Here is a 17,264-nt window from a genome sequence, read left to right on the forward strand (position 1 = left end):
CTTTCGGACGATTTCAAGCGAGATGTCCGAGAAAGTCGGATAACGCCGACACATTCGAAGGATTTCAAGCGAGATGTCCGAGAAAGTCGGACAACGCTTCCCTATTAGCCAACTCCAACTCCAACTCCAACGCCAACGCCAACGCCAACGCCAACTCCGAATCCGAATCCGAATCCGAATCCGAATCCGACTCCAACGCCAACTCCAACTCCAACTCCAACGCCAACGCCAACGCCAACGCCAACTCCCACTCCGACTCCCACTCCGACTCCGAATCCGAATCCAAAATCCGATAACCAGCCTATTTTCTGCGATGTGACGGGCTCTGTCACTCCTTCTGCCGGCACGTCATCCGAATGTTTTCTCAAATACGGAAAGTTCTTCGCTTCATCCGAAGTTCGAACTTGAATTTTCCACCCCCTAAAAAAACAAACATGTTCCCTTAAGGAATTACATTGTTTGCGTTTTCCATCCCCCTCATAATGGGAACATCGCAGTTATCATCCATCCAAGGGGGATGTACCAACCATGAAGACAAGCAAAAAAATGTTTGCGGGTGCCCTCGCAGGCGTGCTTGCCGTCAGTCTGGCGGCTTGCGGCAAGTCCGACTCGGACGGTTCGAGCTCCAGCCCGGCAGCCAGCAACCCCGGCTCCGGCGCGAGCCCTTCCGCCTCAGCTCCGGCCTCGGAACCGGCGAAAGAGAACATTACGATCACGTTCCAGAACATTTACCCGGACCCGACCGATCCGAAGTACAAAATGCTGCACAAGCTGGTCGACCAGTACCAGGCCGATCATCCGAACATCAAGATCGAGCTGGACTCCCTGAACACCGATCAGCAGAAGCTGAAACTCAAAACGCAAGCCGCTTCCAAAGAAGTGCCGGACATCACGATCGTCAACCCGGCCGCGCAAATGCAGCCGTTCGTAGACGCCGACCTGTTCGAGCCGCTGAACGCCATGGTCGAGCAGAACGGCCTGAAGGATACGTTCCAACCCGGCCTGCTGGATGCCTATACGTTCAACGGCAACCTGTACGCGCTGCCGGACGGCAACAACATCGCCGTCGTCTACTATAACAAGTCCCTGTTCCAGCAAGCCGGCATCGCCAACCCTCCGGCCACGTTCGAAGAGCTCGTCGCCGACGTGAAAACGCTGAAATCCAAAGGCATCACGCCGCTCGCCATCGGCGAGAAGGACAGCTGGACCGGATCGTTCCTGTTCATGAACATCCTGCTCCGCACGAACAACGGCCCGGGCTTCCTGAAAGACGTGCTGGCCGGCACGAAGAAATTTGACGATCCGGCATTCCTGGATGCGGTGAACGCGTTCCAAGACCTGGTGCAAGCCGGCGCGTTCCAAGAAGGCGCGACTTCCTTCGACTACAACGCAGGCGAGAACCTGTTCAAGACGGGCAAATCCGCGATGTATTTCATGGGCTCCTGGGCAACGGGCGGCATCGAAACGTCCGACGTCGGCAAGGACAACAACGTAGGCGTGTTCAAGTTCCCGACGGTAGGCGGCAAAGGCAACCCGGACGAATTCATGCTGGCTCCGGGCTCCGCTTTCGCGGTCTCCAAGAACAGCAAGCATAAGCAAGAAACGCTGGACTTCCTGAACTGGTTCATGCTGAACTATCCGAAAGAAATTTTCGAACTGAAAGGCGCGGTCGGCATCGGCCAGAAAGTGGAAGGCGACTTCAAAGCCGCCGGTTACTCCCAAATGGCGATCGACGTTCTGAATATGTTCACCCAAGTCAAAGGCGGCGACCTCGCGTTCGACAACACGATGAACCCGGGCACCGCGCAAGCGCACCTGACCAGCATCCAGAACCTGTTCGTCTCCAAGAAGGACGCGAAGGACGTCGCGAAAGAACACCAAGACGCGTTCGACGAGAACTACAAAAAATAACCGGTTGCCGCAAGTTCGATTGCGAAGGGGACGCCCGGCGTCCCCTTTCGGCGTCGGCGGGAGAGAGGAGGCCTAGGCCTTGAAAGTGTTAAGAGTGAAACCATGGACGATCGCGGCTTTCGTAGGGCCCGGCTTGCTGCTGTACGTCTGCCTCGTCTTCGTGCCGATTCTCGTGTCCGTGTACAACGGCATGTTCGATTGGAACGGCATCGGCGCGTCGGAATGGGCAGGTTTCGCGAACTTCCATAAAATGCTGTTCAACGACAAAGTATTCTGGCCGGCGGTCAACCACACGCTGCAAATGGCCATCCTGTCTTTGGTCATCCAGCTTCCGGTCGCCCTTTTCGTGGCCATCCTGATCAGCCGCCACGTTCGAAGAGCCAATTTCCTCGTCACCAGTTATTTCCTTCCCGTCATCCTGTCGGTCGTCGTCATCGGGCAGCTGTGGAAGACGATCCTGAACCCCGCCTCCCAAGGCGGCATGATCAACCAGATTCTCGATAAAATCGGTTTGCATGCCTGGACGCATTCATGGCTCACGGAGCCGAAATACGCCATGTACTCCATTATCCTCGTCGGCTTGTGGCAGTACCTGGGCTATCACGTCCTGATCCAATTCACGGGAATCCAGAACATTCCGGCCGATATCTACGAAGCCGCCAGAATCGACGGCGCGGACGGTTTCAAGGCCGATCGATACATTACGGTTCCGATGATCGTGCCGATTTTCAAAATCTCCGTCGTGCTTTCCTTCATCGGGTCGCTGCAGTCGTTCGACCGCATTCTGGTCATGACGGCAGGGGGGCCGGCGCATGCGACGGAAGTGCTCGCCAGCCACATGTATTACCAGTCGTTCCTGTCGCTGAAATACGGTTACGGAAGCGCGATCGCCTGCTTCCTGGTCGTCTTCAGCCTCGCGGCGACCGTGGTGGTCAACCTGGTGTTCAACCAACTGGAAAAACGGTACACGTAAAGAAAGGGGGCGCACCTGATGAGTCAGACCGCGGTCGCATCGGCCCAGCAAACAACCGCCGCGAACCGGCGCCGCTTCTCCGTCAGCCGGATCCTGATCTACGCCTTGCTCGCGATTCTGTTCGTGACGCAGCTGTATCCGCTCTTGTGGCTGGTCATCTACTCTTTCAAAACGAACGAGGAAATATTGTCCGGCAGCTTCTTCTCGCTGCCCGCGAGCTGGCAATGGGTCAATTACGAGAACGCGCTCGGCGGCGGATCCTATTGGAAGTACTTGGGGAACAGCGTCATCGTCACGGCGGTCACGATCGCCGCCGTCATCGTCCTGTCCGGCATGGTGGCGTTCGCGATCTCCCGTTTCCGGTGGAAATACGGCCAGTACGTGCTGCTGCTCTTCTTGGTCGGCATGATGATTCCGTTGCAAAGCACGCTGCTTCCCCTTATGCTTATGTTCAAGCACATCGACATTCTCAACACGCGATGGTCGATCATTTTGCCGTATATCGCGTTCCAGACACCGATTTCCGTGTTCATTCTGGCCGGTTTTTTCCAGACGTTCCCGAATGAAATCGAAGAATCCGCCATCGTGGACGGTGCCGGCGTCTGGCGCATCTTCACCCGCATCATCCTTCCGGTCTCCGTACCGCCGGTCGTCACCGTCTGCATCCTGACGTTCATCAACATCTGGAACGAATACGTGCTTGCCGCGACGTTCATCTCTTCCGAGCGCCTGAAAACATTGCCGTTCGGAGTGTACAGTTTCGTCAGCCAGTATTCCGTCAACTACGGCGCGATCGGCGCGTTCCTCGTGCTTGGCGCCTTGCCGGTCGTCATCGTGTACTTCCTGCTTGCCGAGAAAATTACCAAAGGCATGGTAGCCGGTGCCGTAAAAGGTTAGGATGACACCCCATGACGAGTCTTCGTACGATCCATGGCCGACTCTTCTTGATTTTCTTATTCAGCTTGCTCGGGTTGCTCCTCATCGTCAGCTTCGTCTATTACCAGAGGGCAACCGAACAAATCCGCGACAAGGTCGCCGTCATTGCCGAGAAGAACATCTCGCAGACGGTCGGCCTTTTTGACCTGATGCTGAAAAGTTATGACAGCGTTACCAAATCGCTCAACAGCAACAATGAGCTGATGAGGCTGCTTTGGCAGTCGCAGGAACCGGTCTCCTCCGACGTAGCCGTGGGCCTGGAGCGGCGGATCACCGACATCCTGGGGGCGATTTTCTATTCCCGCTACGACATCGTGGGCATCTATATCCTCACGAACCAGGGCGAAGTGTTCAGCTTCGACCGCTCGGTCGGAGGAGCCGTCCGCCCTTACGCGGAGAAAGATTGGTTCTCCCAACTCAAGCAGTCGTCCGGCGAGATGATCTGGCTGGGCGTCTACCCGCATTCCCTCGTCAGCGAAAGCATTACGCAGCCGGAACAAAAGGTGTTCGCGTTCGGTCGGGAGCTGTTCGAGCTCAGCACGATGCGGCCGATCGGCACCGTGCTGATCGAGACCGAAGCCGACGCCATCGCCTCGGCGCTGACCAACGCGAGCTTGGGTCCGGGAAGCGACGTCATCATCCGGGACCAGTCGGGCCGCGAGATCATGCGCGCGGGACCGCCCGATCCGCAAGCGGGGGAATCGAGCGCCATCCCCGCGGATTGGCCGGGTCCGCTGAAGCGAGGGCAGGTCATCGTGACCGACCGGAAGGACAAACTCGTGACCGCGGCCCCGATTACCATGGCGAATTGGACCGTCATCGGGGAGACGCCGAAACGGGACTTGCAGCTCGAGCTCAAGCAGACGCAGCAATTCCTGCTGACGGTCATCGTCGTCCTCGTCTTCGCGGCTACGCTGCTGGCGACGTTCGTCTCGCGTTCCTTCTCCTCCCCCTTCAAGCGGCTCATCCAGCAGATGAAGCAGGTCGAGCTCGGCAACTTCAAAGGGATCGTGCGCGTGCAGTCCTACCAGGAGCTCAACGTGCTCGTCGGTTCGTTCAACCGGATGGTGTACCAGATGGACGAGCTGATCGAGCGGATCAAGCTCGCCTCCATCAGCGAGAAGAACGCGCAGCTGCAAGCGCTCCAGTCCCAAGTGAATCCTCATTTTCTGTTCAATACGCTCGACATGATTTACTGGATGCTGGACGAACGGGAGAACGACCGGCTCGGCAAGGTCATCCTGGCGCTGTCGCAGATGTTCCGGTACAACAGCGACTGGAAGGAAGCTTCAAGCGCGACGCTCCGCATGGAAATCGAGCAGCTGCAGCACTATTTGACGGTCATCGAAATGCGGCTCGGCAAACGGGTGAACACCAGCTTCGATATCGAGGAACGGCTGCTGGACGCCGAAGTGCCCAAAATGATTTTGCAGCCGATCGTCGAAAACGCGGTCAAATACGGCCTGGAGCCGTTGAACCGCCCCGGTACGCTCCGCGTCTATTCGCGGGAACAAGACGGCAAGCTCGAAATCGTCGTGGAGGACAACGGGGTCGGCATGGACGAAGAGACGCTGGAACGGCTCCGGCAACTGATGGATGACGGGCCGGGCCTGCACTCCTCCTCCCCCGCCGTCTCGGGCGGCCGCCGGGGAGTCGGCCTGCTCAACGTTCATCAACGCATCCGGCTTCGTTACGGCGAAGCATTCGGCGTGCGGATCGACAGCGAAGCGGGCCGGTTCACGAAAGTCGCCGTATCGTTTCCGGCACCCGCGAGAGAGGGGGATGCGGCATGAACATTCTCGTCGTGGACGACGAAAGCCACATTCGCAAAGGAATCGAGAGGACGATCCGCAAGCATTATCCGGAGCACGGAGTCTGGCTGGCCGAGAATCCGGAGCAGGCGCTGGAGACGCTGAAGGACGCGGCCATCGATCTCGTGCTGACCGACGTGCTCATGCCCGGCATGACGGGGCTGGAATTGATGAAAATCTCGCGGACCCGCCACGCCCACGTCAAATGGGTCGTCATCTCCGCCTATTCCGAGTTCGAATACGCCAAGGAAGCGGTCCGGCTGGGGGCGAGAGACTATTTGCTCAAGCCGATCGGCAAAGACACGTTGATCGGCATGATCGGCAGCCTGGGCGAGGAAATCGCGCAAGACAACGAGCGCACGAAGGAAGCGTTTCTCTTGAAGCGCAACCTCCGGTTTTTGCGGGAGGCGGTCTTCGCGCGTTGGGCCGCGGGCCTTGATCTGGGCGGCACCGATCTGGCGGCGTTCACCGGCCGTCACCCGTATTTCCACCTGATCATGGTGCGGATGGAAAGCGATTCGGACCTGAAGCTGGAGCATTTTATCGTGGAGAACGTGCTGTCCGAGCTGATCGAGAACGAAGGGCACGGGTTCGTCGCCAGCTTCGACGCCAAAAGCCTGCTCGGCCTCATGACGCCGCGGGGCGAAGACGGACCGGGCAAACTCGTCGAACAGCTCCGCAGCCACCTGAAACGTTACCTGAAAATACCGTTTCAAATCCTGCACTCCGAACGTCTGACCGACTTCGCCGAAGTGCCCGCCATCGTCCAGCATATGCGCAAAAGCTCCGCCTCGCAGGTGTACGAGTTCTACGCCGGCGGCGGAGAGAAAGCGATCGAGGTCGCGCTGCAGTATATTTCCGCCCATTATGCCGAGGAGCTGACGCTGGAGAAGGCCGCCTCGGTCGTGTACTTGAACCCGGTGTATTTCAGCCAGCTGTTCAAGCAGAAGACGGGCGTCGGGTTCAAGGACTACCTCACGCAGCAGCGGCTCGACCGCGCGATGGAGCTGCTGCGCGACTCCGAACTGAAAGTCGGCGACATCTCCGAACGCGTCGGCTATCCGGACGTTCGCCATTTCTCGCAAATCTTCCGGAAGAAAACCGGCTTTACGCCGTCGGAATACCGGCAGAGCGTAGGCGGCAAGGAAGCCGGGGAATCGTAGGCCTTTGAGGAACACATCGGGTAATGGATCATGGAAAAACCACAACCCCCAACATCATGAGGTTGTGGTTTTTCGTGCATTTAATTTTTCTGGAATCGTACTACCGTTCCATATGCAAAGATCTCCATCACTTGTTTCTTGCTCATCAAACCGTCTGAAACGGCAACACGATATTCGAACTGACAATTGATCACGGCATCACCGCGAAGTTGTGCGCATTTTTTTCTCAATTGATCTTTGACCCCCTCGAATGCCAAGTTGGGGTCAGCGGATTTCAAAAATCCTTCTTTGTGCGAATCCACCGCAAAAATCGTATCCACCACTTCATAACTCCCTTTCAGGTCGCCTGTTGCAATCAGAATTGACATGTTCTTCCCTCCGTCATTTTTTTCAACAAATTCAATGATTCAACAAATTTTGACAATTTCCTGCTTTAAGCCGCTGCAATTGGGACCAAAAAAGGAAAAATAGTTGAGCAGGCGTGGACCTCTGCGCAACCATTTTTCCTCACGTGAACTTATCGCTTCCGGCGGATCGTCGTTTCGATCGCGTGCTTCAGAGCCCTGCCCGCCCGGTCCCAGGAATACCGGAGCGCGTCCCGCCGAGCCAGACGGCCTTTCCTCCGGCAGAGCACCGGATTCCGATAGGCCCTTCTCATCTGGCTCCGCAGGCTCCGAAGGTCCGGTTCCGCCCACAGCTGGCCTTTCTGCGCGAACAAACGCCGGAACGGCCTGGAGATCGCCGAACGGCGGTTCATGCCGATCGCGGGGGGCCGAAGGCGATAGCGGACCAGGAACCCGTTCTTCCGGTTCACGAAATCCATATGGCCGCCCCAGCCGGTCGCGATCACCGGCACCCCGCTCGCCATCGACTCCAAGAACGGCAAGCCTACGCCTTCGCCCCGCGTCGGGAGCACGAAGGCATGCGCGCGGCCGTATAAGCGCCTCAGCTTGGCGCGGCTCAGATGCCCGGCGATGATCCGCACGGGCGCCGTTCGTTTGCGGAGGTTCAGGCGGGACTTGTACGCCCGGATCCGGCCGCGGATCCAGCGGCCGTTCTCGCGCGGGGAATAACCGTTCGTTTTGATGATCAGTTCGACGTTATCTTCGTCGGAGAACTCGGCCCAATAAGCTTTAAGAAGGCCCTCGGGATTTTTGCGGTGCTGGAATCCGAAGACGGAGAGAAACGTAAACCGGCGCTTCGATTTCCTTGAAGGATGCCGTTTCCTTACGGGCCGGAAATCTCGGGCATGCACGCCATGGGGCACGAGGAACACGGGAACCCGTACGCCGCTGCGCCGGAGGGCCCTCCGGTTGTGGACGGTCGGGACGCACACGGCATCGGACGCGTTGATCGGCTTGACCCAGCTTCTCGGAATCCGGGTCGTCTCCCAGACGGTGTTCACGAGAATCGTATGGAACCGTTTCCTCTCTTTCCTGGGGCGAAGCGTATTGGGAAGATGGTGGTAAACCAGCACCCTCCGCCCTTCCCCGCCCGTTCGACTTCGCGCCGCCCCGACCGTCGTCTGCACGCCTTGGCTTCTGAGCGCCTTGACGTACTCCCGGCTGGCGATGCCAAGCCCCGAGAGCCGACGGACAGGCCCTTTCCACACGACATGATAAACCGGCTTCATGCGCGTTTTACGCCCGGTTTGCGAACGTAACCGCCGCGCTTATGGAACGAGAGGGAGCGGTATTTCTTGGCGAGAGCCCGCAACCGTTCCGCGGAGATCCGCCTGACGTCCGTATGAAGGCTTTTGTTGAGGGTGCTTCGGAAAATGGCACTCCGGGGGTTATTCGCATATACGTAGTTTCCGTAGGTTTCGTATTCGGAGAAGGCAAACGGCTTCGACCGGTCCATCTTGCGCAAGATCGCTCGGTACCAACGGGTATGGTGTTTCGCCTCGATCGTTTTTTTCAGCCGGGCCAGCTTCGCCCGGTTGAACAGCATGTAGTGGGCCACGAAGGAGACGCGGGCGGTCCGCGGTTTTCCCATTAACCGGCGATAGGTACGGAAATACTCGGGCTGGCTCCATTTGCGGCAATAATAGACCGTCTTCTTCCCTTTCATGAACGTATGCGGGCGGATCAGGACGGTATCGGCATCCATGACGAGGAAATTCGGCGTGGCGCACAAGACGTCGCCGCTCATTTTGAGCAGCTGCTGAAGCATCCATCCGGACCGTTCCCACTTCTTCGAGCGGTGACGGATATCGGCTTTCCGAAGCGGAAGCACGGTGGTCTCGTCTACGAACCGGCAGTTTTTCTTCTTGCACAGCCGGCGGATTTTATCGCTTTTCGGCGCGACAACGAAAATCCGGCGAATGGGATGCCGGATCTGCGCTCTGGCGGAGTCGATGACGCGGGGCAGGGTCGCCAAATCCTTCTCGATCGCGGGAATCAGAATATCGATCGCGGGCATATCGGCATCTCTCCATGTTCGGGAAGTCGGAAGTCATGAGATCAGGATATGCCGGACGAGGTCGAAAGGAATGGTTGCATGACGGTCCTGCTCCGCGGAAAAGCGAATTTGCCGCAATCCGGTTACCAGGGAAGGGGACCTTCCTCGTTGTAGAAACCGCCTGTCGGGCCATCCGCTGGAAGCGTGGCCAGCCATACGGCCGCCCGGGCGCCTTGCTGCGGCGCGCGATAGCCCGTGAATCCGTTCATTTCCGTGGCGCAATAGCCGGGGTCGGCCGCGTTCACCTTGATCGGCGTATCCATTAATTCGTTCGCGAAAAACCGGGTCAATGCGTTCACGGCCGTCTTGGACGTGTTGTAGCCGAGCACGAGGAAAGGGGCCAGTTCGAAATTCGGATCGCCCATCAGCGTGAGAGAGCCCAAGGAGCTGGACGCGTTGACGATGCGGCCTTGTTCGGACAACCGAATGAGCGGCAGCATCGCCTTCGTCACGCGGAAAACGCCGAATAGGTTGGTGTCGAATACTTGCTGCATCGTCCCGACGTCGTTCCGGCTCGGCAACGGCTCCTCCAGGAAAATGCCCGCGTTGTTAACCAGAATATCGAGCTTGCCGAACTTGTCCGCTATGTAATGATAAGCTTCGTCGATCGAAGGCTGATCGGTGACGTCGAGCCGGACGAAGCGGGCTTCGATTCCCTGATCCTTCAGCGAACGCTCCGCCTCTTGGCCGCGTGCCGCATCCCTAGCCCCGATGAGCACCGTGATCCCTTTTTCGCCCAACTGTTTCGCGATTTCGTACCCGATTCCCTTGTTGGCTCCCGTCACCAAAGCGACCTTTAACGTGCCGTTCATCCCAACCTCTCCCCATCGCGCGTTTTCCCGTTTTTTCGGAATTCGCTTAATTTTTGCAATTTTCCTCGTCATTTTAGGGGGGAGCGGCTGCCACCGTCAATCATACGATCGTACGGATTCCCACGATGACAAGTCACGGCCGGCATGCCAAAAAGGCGGTCCGAAGACCGCCCCTTGGCGATTGCCTTGCGATTAAACGATCATTCCGGACGCGAGGATAATGACCAGCAGAATGAAAAGCACCAGCACGAATGCAGCAACTCCGCCGATTCCCGTACCAACTCCGTGACTCATGACGATCACCGCCTTGTCGGAATGTGCGTGATTTATCATCACGTCCCTAACATACGGCATGGACACGGATTCGGACAGGACTTCCGCACAATCGGCCGAAATTTACGCGGTTGTCCGAACTTCCTCGACCGCCGCGGAGCACCGCGTCCTTCTTCCCGAAATACACTATACGTATCCTAACGAAGGAGGACGAGCAATGGGGGTTTCCGAAGCGCTTTGCCGTCAACTGGCCCGCATCTTGGGCGGGAAAGAACAGCATGAGGACAACCAATGCACGATCATGGTCAAGCGGAACCTGAATGCGAGAATCTTGGGCAGGCCGTACGACACGGAACATGAGATCGTCATCCAATCCCTGAAGAACGGGAAAACGTTAAACACGGGCGAAATCACTCTTCTGCAGCGGGAGGTCCAGTTCTTCGTCCTCCGTGCCGTAAGGCTCGGACTCCGCGTGACCGCCGTCCACAACCATTGGCTGTTCGATAAACCTAGACTGATGTACGTTCACGTAGAATCGGTGCAGAATCCGATCCGGTTCGCGAGAAATCTGGCCTCCATTCTTCGAAGTTTAAAATAGCCGGCACCCCAAAGAACCGTCAGAACCCGCTTCTGACGGTTCTTTCGTCTATCGGACAACCAGACCGGACGGCTTATCCGGCTCGAACGCCGGTCTCCGCCTTGGGTTTCAACCGGTAGCCCAGCCCCATCGTCAGGAGCAGAAGCACGCCCGTCACCCAGAAGATGCTGTGGACCGAGAACACGCCGCTTAACGCCCCGCCGGCAAGCGGTCCCAGCATGCCGCCGATCTGGTTGGCCGTCTGGTTCAAGCCGAACGCCCGGCCCCGGAAATCCTCCGCCGTCGATCGGACGACGAGTCCGTTAAGCGCCGGGAACACCGCGCAGAAGAAGGCGCCGTACACGAAGCGAAGAATGGAGAACCCCCAGATCTCGTGAAACAAGAGCTGCGCCAGCGTTCCCAAGCCCCCGAACAGCAAGCCGGCCATCAGCACCTTCTGAAACCCGATCCGATCCGCCAGCTTCCCCCACCGGGGCGCGAAAATGATGCTCGAGATCCCCGACAAGGAGAACACGAGCCCGGCGAGCAGCGAAGCGTCCTCGACCGATCCGCCGAGATCCACGATATAAAGAGGCAGGACGGGTTCGATCGTCATGATGGAGAAGGACGTGAACATCGTCAGCGACAGCACGGTGATCAGCGTCCGGTTATGGAAGGCGGCCCGCAGCGAATCCGCGATGGAGCTTCGCGTCTTGGCCGGCACGAAGTTCTGCTCCTTCACCCACAAAATGACCAGAATCGTAGCCAGGAACACCAAGACGCCCGCGCTCGCGAATGCCGCCCGGTGACTCGCCAATCGGGAGATCAAGCCGCCGAGCAGCGGTCCCATGATATTGCCCGTGGCCGTCGCGGTGGACATCATCGACAAGGCGTAGCCCACCTTGGTTTCCGGCGTATTCGTGCCGACCAAGGCGATCGCGCCGGGAATGAAGCCCGAGAGCAGCCCCTGCGTCAGGCGAAGCGCGAGCAGCTCGTACGGATTGGTTACGAAGGCCGTCAGGATATAAACAAAAAACAGGACAAAGCCGGCCCGGATAATCATCGGCTTTCTCCCGTATCGATCCGCCAAAGAGCCCCAATATGGAGAGGATAACGCGCCCGCGAAGAACGCCGAGCTGAACAATAGTCCGGACCACAACTCCGTATGCGAATGCACGCCGATCTGCAGAAGGAACAACGGCAAGAACGGAACGACCATCGAATAGCTGGCCGACGTGATGAACGATCCGATCCACAGCACGAATAAGTTCCTTTTCCATACTTCCACGAAAACGACTCCTTCCTGCGCCCGCCCCGATGCCGAGTCGCTTGTGACTTTTCCGTAACATTCGAACAAATGATAGTATAGCACAAGCCATTCCGGGCGGGACATGGGCACGGCCTGTGCGGATCGCGATCCGGACACGTCTTCCGCGCATGCCGAAAAGACCGCAAGCCTGCTCGGTTGCGGTCTTTTCGCCTGTCGATACGGGCGGGGTGATCGGCTTACGCTCTTGCGCGGTTTTCGTCGCCGACTTCGGAGAAGAACCGGATGCAGTAGATCGCGCACAATCCGACGACAGTGTAGACGATGCGGGACATCAACGAATTCGAGCCTCCGAAAAGATCGGCCACCAAGTCGTAACGGAACAATCCGACCAGCAGCCAGTTCAACCCGCCGACGATGAGCAGCGCGAGCGCGATGACGTTCCAAGTTCTCATGACGTCAACTCCTGTTCCCTGGATTCGTTCGTGACATAAATTTCCCAGCCGAACGAATTTTATGCAGGGAGCGGTCGTCAGCCGAACGCCGTATACGGAATGCGGAATTCCGGTATGCCGGCCGCGTACGGCGTATATTCGTACTGCTGGAAGAAGATGGACAAGCCTTCATGGGTCAAATAGAAGGGCTGGTTCGGCTTGATGGTGACGAAAGGCGTCAACATCGGCACGTTTCGCGCCTTGATTTGCTTGGAGATTTCCGCATTGATGATCTTCACGTACCCGGGATTGCCGCCCGCCGCCTCTTGCAGCGTCAGCTTCTCGCCCGTGGCGAGATCGAAAGCGTAGGGCACGCGCACCGTAATGCCGTGGGCTCCGCCCGTATATTGGTAATAGTCCACGTATAGGCTCAACCGGTTATTCTCGTTATACGTGACATAGTACGAGCCTTGGAAACTGACCGGCCGGATCGCCTCGTCCGGGCCCCCTTCCATGTCGGCGACGGCCCTCTCGAGCACGAATTTGCCGGAGCTGGCGTGGGATTCGGCTTCCGATTTGAGAAAAGCGTTGATCTTGTCTTGCACGGCGGGATCAGCCAGCCCGGAAAGGACCGGGTAATTCACTTCCAAAGACAGCTCGGGCTTGTCCCGGCTCTCCGCGATTTTGGCCGTAGCGATCGTGGCGGCGTTCTCCGCGATCTTCCCGATTTCGATCCGCCGGGTCGCCGGGTCGTAATCGACGCCATAGCCCATTCGTTCCATTAAGAAACGCAGCGGCAAATAGGTCCAGCCGTCCTGATTAACCGTCGGCAGACCATGGATGGATTGATCGTTCAACGTCGTCTCGCCCGTCTTCAATTTCAGGACGAGCGTGCGGCCGTTGCCGAGTACCGTGATCTTCTTCGCGGACTCGTCCCACTCCGTGGTAAGCCCCAGTTTTTCGTTCAACACGCGCAGGCCGACGTAAGTCGAACCTTCTACGTTGATCGCCGGGATGGTAGAAGATACGCCCTCTACCCGGATCGGCTGGTCGATAACCTTGAAGGCCTCGGCCGCCGCCGCCCGATGCGCGCCCGTATCCGCCAGTTGCGTCGCGATCGCGATCGCCGCCGCCGCCAAAACCGCCGCCAGCGGCGGCTTCTTGCTTTTTTCTCGCGCGAAAAACGAACGGTTCCTTCTCATCTCCTCGACATCCTTCCCTGAATTTCAACACCGTTACTTATGAGACGGTTCACGGGGGTTGCAAGTTGCGCCGGCATGCCTGGAAAGAGGTTCCGACCCGGACGAATTACCCAAAGTCTGACGCATTGCCCTGCAATTCGCTAAAATTGGAATCAGATACAGGATTGTGATCAAAAATGTCGAAATGGTTGATTGCCAGTATTTATCGCACGAGGTGCAAGATGAAATCATCCCGCTTAACGGCGTTGTTATCCATGATTGGCGTGATGGTATTTGCGCTTATGGTCCTAAGTCCTAAGTCCGCCTTCGCCCATTCTCCGGATCTCCCCATAACCGAATGGAACATACAGTGGATTCGCGCAGACGATCGGACGGCAACCGCCCCGCCCGAAGGCGGAGCCTGGCTGCCTTCCGGAACCGGCCGCCCTCTCACGGCCATACCGGAAGGGGCCGTCGGCGCGTGGGTACGTCTCGTGATTCCGCCGACCTCCGCATGGAATCATCCGACGCTGCTCATCGAGCGGTTGTATGGCCTCGATGTGTCCGTTTACGAGGAAGGCCGGGTTGTCTACCGAATCAAACGAAATTTTGATTACGAAAGAACCAAGTTGCTTCTCCCGGTCGCGGCCAAGGGCGATTCTACAGACGTGATCTTGCGAATCGAATCGAAAACGCGTGCAGGGCTGGTCAGCGGCGCAAGGATCGGGGAATTCAACGCAATGTCGGAACGATTCGTCCGTAAGGAGTTGCCCGACCTTCTACTCGGCGCGTCGATCGGGTTTCTGGCGATGATCATGATCCTGTTCACCGGGTACCTGAGCCGCCGCCAACGGGGACCTTGGGTGGCGTTAAGTCTGATCGCCTTGTCCACTAGTATTATTCTCATAACTTATTCACCATTGCCCAATATCTATTTCAACGAATACGGACGGATTTTTCAGTTGCTGTTCGACACGTCGATGTGCGTGCTTTTTCCCGCGTTTTGCTTTTACGTCGACTCCGTGTTTGAAGGCCGCTACGCCTTTTTCACGACATTCGGCCGGTGGCTGATCGGTTATTGCGTCTGTTGCTTCGCCATTGACGTCCTGTACCAGGTGTTTGGAGATCCCGTATACCCCATCTATCGACTGTTCACCGGTATGATCTTCGCCGCATGGATCTTCGTCGAATTGTTGATGATTCTCGTCCTGTCCATCATGAACGCCGTTCGGGGCAACCGGGATTCCATTATTCTTTCCCTGGGCTTCCTGTCCCTTGCGATCGCCGGCGTCGCCGACCTCATCCTTTTGTTTGCGTCTCACAGCATGCATGTTCTTTTCATATGGAAATACGGCGTTATGCTGCTAATCGGCTCACTTGTCATGATTTTGGCCCGGCGCATTTCGGCGGATTATGCGAAGCTGCTTTCCTATTCAAAGGAATTGGAGCTGTATAACCATCGGCTACAGCGGACGGAGAAAATGAAAATCATCAGCGATTTGGCAGCATCCGTCGCCCACGAAGTCCGCAATCCGATGCAGGTCACGAGAGGATATTTGCAATTGCTCTCGAGCAAAACGGACGAGGAGACGAAACGTCAATTCTCGATGGCGATCAACGAATTGGACCGGGCGTCGACGATCATTACCGACTTCCTGACGTTCGCCAAACCCGAGCTGGATACGATCGTACCCTTGAACGTGAAGGAAGAGATTCAGCAGATCGAGACGATCATGAGTCCGCTCGCGGCCATGCACGGAGGTGTCCTGATCGTCCGCATTCCTGACGGCCTCTATATCAACGGCAACTCCTCGAAGTTCAAGCAAGCCTTTATCAACATGATCAAGAACAGCATTGAAGCTCTGCAATCGGAAGGGATCATCGAAATCGAGGCGTTCGCGGAAGGGGATACGGCGGTTATCCGCGTCAAAGACAACGGGGAGGGCATGGACGAAGGGCAAATCGCCAAGCTGGGCGAACCTTTCTTCAGCACGAAGTCGAAAGGAACGGGCCTCGGCACGATGGTGACGTTCCGGATCATCGAAGTCATGAAAGGAACGCTCGAATACCGCAGCACCAAAGGAAAGGGAACCGAAGCGATCGTCCGGTTCCCTCTAGTAAGTCGCGATCAATTCCAGTAAATTTGCGGGGCGCTGGATTCGCCGCCCAAGTCCTCCGGTTTCGGCGGAATGACCAGGTAAAATTTCGCCGAGGATTCCGCCACCGCTTTCAAATCGACATCGGCGGGAAACTCGACTCCAAATGCCTGCCGGATTGCGCCTTTCGGATCGGAGAGCAAACTCTGCTTGAACGACGGATCATCCCACGATTTCTTAATGATCTGCATTTTCAGAGTGTCAACGGACATGGCGGCTCACAATCCTTTCTATCAATAGAATAAATTGCTATATCTATGATAGCATGTCCATCGGGAAAAAGCTTCAAATTTTTTTAAAATTTCGACAAATAATAGTCCAGTCCGCCGCCATCCGCCAACCTTCTTGTCGATTCCTCGGCGGTTATCGCGCCTTTGCGGATGTCTTTCGCGATGGTGCTCAGGAAATCGATAAGATCCACGGGCGCGCAAGAACTCCGCCCAAGCCGTTCGCCATAGGCTTCCGCGATATCCGCCAGCTTGTCCAGCGCCTGATGCCGGAAGATCGCCTGCCTCACCGACCGCTCGTCCAGCGGATCCGAGGCGGACATCGAAAGCCGCTCCCGCACGAGCGTCAAGAACGCGTTGCGGTTCGATTCGGGCAAGTCTTCCCGCCAATCCGCCCAGTCGTCGGACAGCTGCAAAACGGCCAGCGCGAGTTCGACGGCTTCTTCCGCATCGGGGATGCCCTCCGCCTGCCCCGCGCGCAGCAGCATTCCCGCCGCGCCGATTTTGACCGGAGCCGCCTTGCCGGCCAGCTGTCCGATCTCCCTCGGATTCGCCTGGATTTCCGGTTCCCGGTGGACGGCGAAAGCCCACTCCTGCAAGTATTTCCGATAATAATCCCACAACGGAGAGCCGCTCGGGAAATGCCATTCGTACCTTTGCCGAAAACGCTCTTGCAAGAGCTGCCCAAGCGCCAGCGGCCAACGGATGCCGCCATGCCGGGTATCCGTTCCCCGGTCCATCGCGTCGTCCAGCACGAAATAGTGGAGCATCATGAGGAGGCTCCCGACGGCCAAATCCCGGCAGAGCTCGATCGGGCCTCCCGTTCGTTCCCGGAACCAGTAGGGGAGCAAATAGCTGATTCCGTTCGTTTTCCCGCCGTTTTTCGACGGGTCGCAGCGCGCCAGCATGTCCAGGCCGATCCCGCTCAGCCCGGCGGGGAACGCCGCGATTTCCTCGGCGGCTTCCGCGAATATCCGATTCGTCTCGTCACGATAGCTTTCTATCGCGCGCAAAAGAAACCCTCCATTTCGCCGCAATTTTTCCAGTTGCCTCCATTATAACGGGATATGGCGGCGAATGTCG

18 protein-coding genes are annotated in these 17,264 nt (G+C 57.4%); 7 read left to right on the forward strand and 11 right to left on the reverse strand.

Translation table 11 applies throughout. From position 1 onward, the window contains the following. Positions 1-64 precede the first annotated feature (64 nt). Positions 65-286 carry a hypothetical protein gene (locus tag PTZ19_RS19540; protein ID WP_276356873.1) on the reverse strand — a complete coding sequence of 74 codons (222 nt, stop codon included), beginning with the start codon at positions 284-286 and terminating at the stop codon, positions 65-67. Between the two features lie 242 nt (positions 287-528). Here PTZ19_RS19540 and PTZ19_RS19545 point away from each other — a divergent pair, with 242 nt between their 5' ends. From PTZ19_RS19545 to PTZ19_RS19565, 5 genes are all read left to right on the forward strand, one after another. Next, on the forward strand, positions 529-1,911 hold the full coding sequence (locus PTZ19_RS19545; RefSeq protein WP_276356875.1) for an extracellular solute-binding protein: 1,383 nt from the start codon (positions 529-531) through the stop codon (positions 1,909-1,911). Between the two features lie 79 nt (positions 1,912-1,990). Beyond that, the gene (locus PTZ19_RS19550; RefSeq protein ID WP_276356877.1) at positions 1,991-2,884 is read left to right on the forward strand and encodes a carbohydrate ABC transporter permease; all 894 of its coding nucleotides are present in this window, start codon (positions 1,991-1,993) and stop codon (positions 2,882-2,884) included. An 18-nt stretch (positions 2,885-2,902) separates the two neighbouring features. Continuing rightward, complete coding sequence (locus PTZ19_RS19555; protein WP_276356878.1) at positions 2,903-3,781, forward strand: carbohydrate ABC transporter permease; 879 nt, start codon at positions 2,903-2,905, stop codon at positions 3,779-3,781. Between the two features lie 11 nt (positions 3,782-3,792). Further along, entirely contained in the window at positions 3,793-5,613 is a 1,821-nt protein-coding gene (locus tag PTZ19_RS19560; protein ID WP_276356880.1) for a cache domain-containing sensor histidine kinase, read from the forward strand. Next, entirely contained in the window at positions 5,610-6,794 is a 1,185-nt protein-coding gene (locus PTZ19_RS19565) for a response regulator (RefSeq protein ID WP_276356882.1), read from the forward strand. Before PTZ19_RS19560 ends, PTZ19_RS19565 begins: the two co-directional genes overlap by 4 nt. An 80-nt stretch (positions 6,795-6,874) precedes the next feature. Here PTZ19_RS19565 and PTZ19_RS19570 read toward each other — a convergent pair whose 3' ends face one another. The 5 genes from PTZ19_RS19570 to PTZ19_RS19590 all read right to left on the reverse strand — a co-directional run bounded on the left by PTZ19_RS19570 (position 6,875) and on the right by PTZ19_RS19590 (position 10,360). Further along, on the reverse strand, positions 6,875-7,162 hold the full coding sequence (locus PTZ19_RS19570; protein WP_276356884.1) for a hypothetical protein: 288 nt from the start codon (positions 7,160-7,162) through the stop codon (positions 6,875-6,877). A gap of 149 nt (positions 7,163-7,311) precedes the next feature. Continuing rightward, positions 7,312-8,427: a glycosyltransferase family 4 protein gene (locus PTZ19_RS19575; RefSeq protein WP_276356885.1), complete on the reverse strand. Its 1,116-nt coding sequence runs from the start codon at positions 8,425-8,427 to the stop codon at positions 7,312-7,314. Beyond that, positions 8,424-9,215: a DUF6492 family protein gene (locus tag PTZ19_RS19580; protein WP_276356887.1), complete on the reverse strand. Its 792-nt coding sequence runs from the start codon at positions 9,213-9,215 to the stop codon at positions 8,424-8,426. The genes PTZ19_RS19575 and PTZ19_RS19580 overlap by 4 nt, the downstream gene beginning before the upstream one ends. 122 nt (positions 9,216-9,337) lie before the next feature. Next, complete coding sequence (locus PTZ19_RS19585) at positions 9,338-10,066, reverse strand: SDR family oxidoreductase (RefSeq protein ID WP_276356888.1); 729 nt, start codon at positions 10,064-10,066, stop codon at positions 9,338-9,340. Positions 10,067-10,258: 192 nt separating this feature from the next. Next, entirely contained in the window at positions 10,259-10,360 is a 102-nt protein-coding gene (locus PTZ19_RS19590; protein ID WP_276356890.1) for a sporulation protein YjcZ, read from the reverse strand. Positions 10,361-10,556: 196 nt separating this feature from the next. On the opposite strand from PTZ19_RS19590, the gene PTZ19_RS19595 reads away from it, so the two are divergent. Further along, positions 10,557-10,937: a DUF1259 domain-containing protein gene (locus tag PTZ19_RS19595; RefSeq protein ID WP_276356891.1), complete on the forward strand. Its 381-nt coding sequence runs from the start codon at positions 10,557-10,559 to the stop codon at positions 10,935-10,937. A gap of 73 nt (positions 10,938-11,010) precedes the next feature. On the opposite strand, the gene PTZ19_RS19600 is transcribed toward PTZ19_RS19595, so the two are convergent. From PTZ19_RS19600 to PTZ19_RS19610, 3 genes are all read right to left on the reverse strand, one after another. Continuing rightward, positions 11,011-12,204, reverse strand: a complete 1,194-nt coding sequence (locus tag PTZ19_RS19600) for an MFS transporter (protein ID WP_276356893.1) — start codon at positions 12,202-12,204, stop codon at positions 11,011-11,013. A gap of 218 nt (positions 12,205-12,422) precedes the next feature. Continuing rightward, complete coding sequence (locus tag PTZ19_RS19605; RefSeq protein ID WP_276356894.1) at positions 12,423-12,638, reverse strand: DUF378 domain-containing protein; 216 nt, start codon at positions 12,636-12,638, stop codon at positions 12,423-12,425. Between the two features lie 77 nt (positions 12,639-12,715). Further along, on the reverse strand, positions 12,716-13,819 hold the full coding sequence (locus PTZ19_RS19610) for a PdaC/SigV domain-containing protein (protein ID WP_276356895.1): 1,104 nt from the start codon (positions 13,817-13,819) through the stop codon (positions 12,716-12,718). A gap of 221 nt (positions 13,820-14,040) precedes the next feature. Between PTZ19_RS19610 and PTZ19_RS19615 the strand changes: the two genes are divergently transcribed. After that, the gene (locus PTZ19_RS19615) at positions 14,041-15,939 is read left to right on the forward strand and encodes a sensor histidine kinase (protein ID WP_276356897.1); all 1,899 of its coding nucleotides are present in this window, start codon (positions 14,041-14,043) and stop codon (positions 15,937-15,939) included. Here PTZ19_RS19615 and PTZ19_RS19620 read toward each other — a convergent pair. Both PTZ19_RS19620 and PTZ19_RS19625 read right to left on the reverse strand, forming a co-directional pair. After that, on the reverse strand, positions 15,927-16,166 hold the full coding sequence (locus tag PTZ19_RS19620) for an NHLP leader peptide family RiPP precursor (protein WP_276356899.1): 240 nt from the start codon (positions 16,164-16,166) through the stop codon (positions 15,927-15,929). The genes PTZ19_RS19615 and PTZ19_RS19620 overlap by 13 nt on opposite strands. A gap of 83 nt (positions 16,167-16,249) precedes the next feature. Beyond that, on the reverse strand, positions 16,250-17,194 hold the full coding sequence (locus tag PTZ19_RS19625; protein WP_276356900.1) for a hypothetical protein: 945 nt from the start codon (positions 17,192-17,194) through the stop codon (positions 16,250-16,252). Positions 17,195-17,264: the final 70 nt, after the last annotated feature.

Source organism: Cohnella caldifontis, from assembly GCF_029360585.1.
GTDB lineage: Bacteria > Bacillota > Bacilli > Paenibacillales > Paenibacillaceae > Cohnella > Cohnella caldifontis.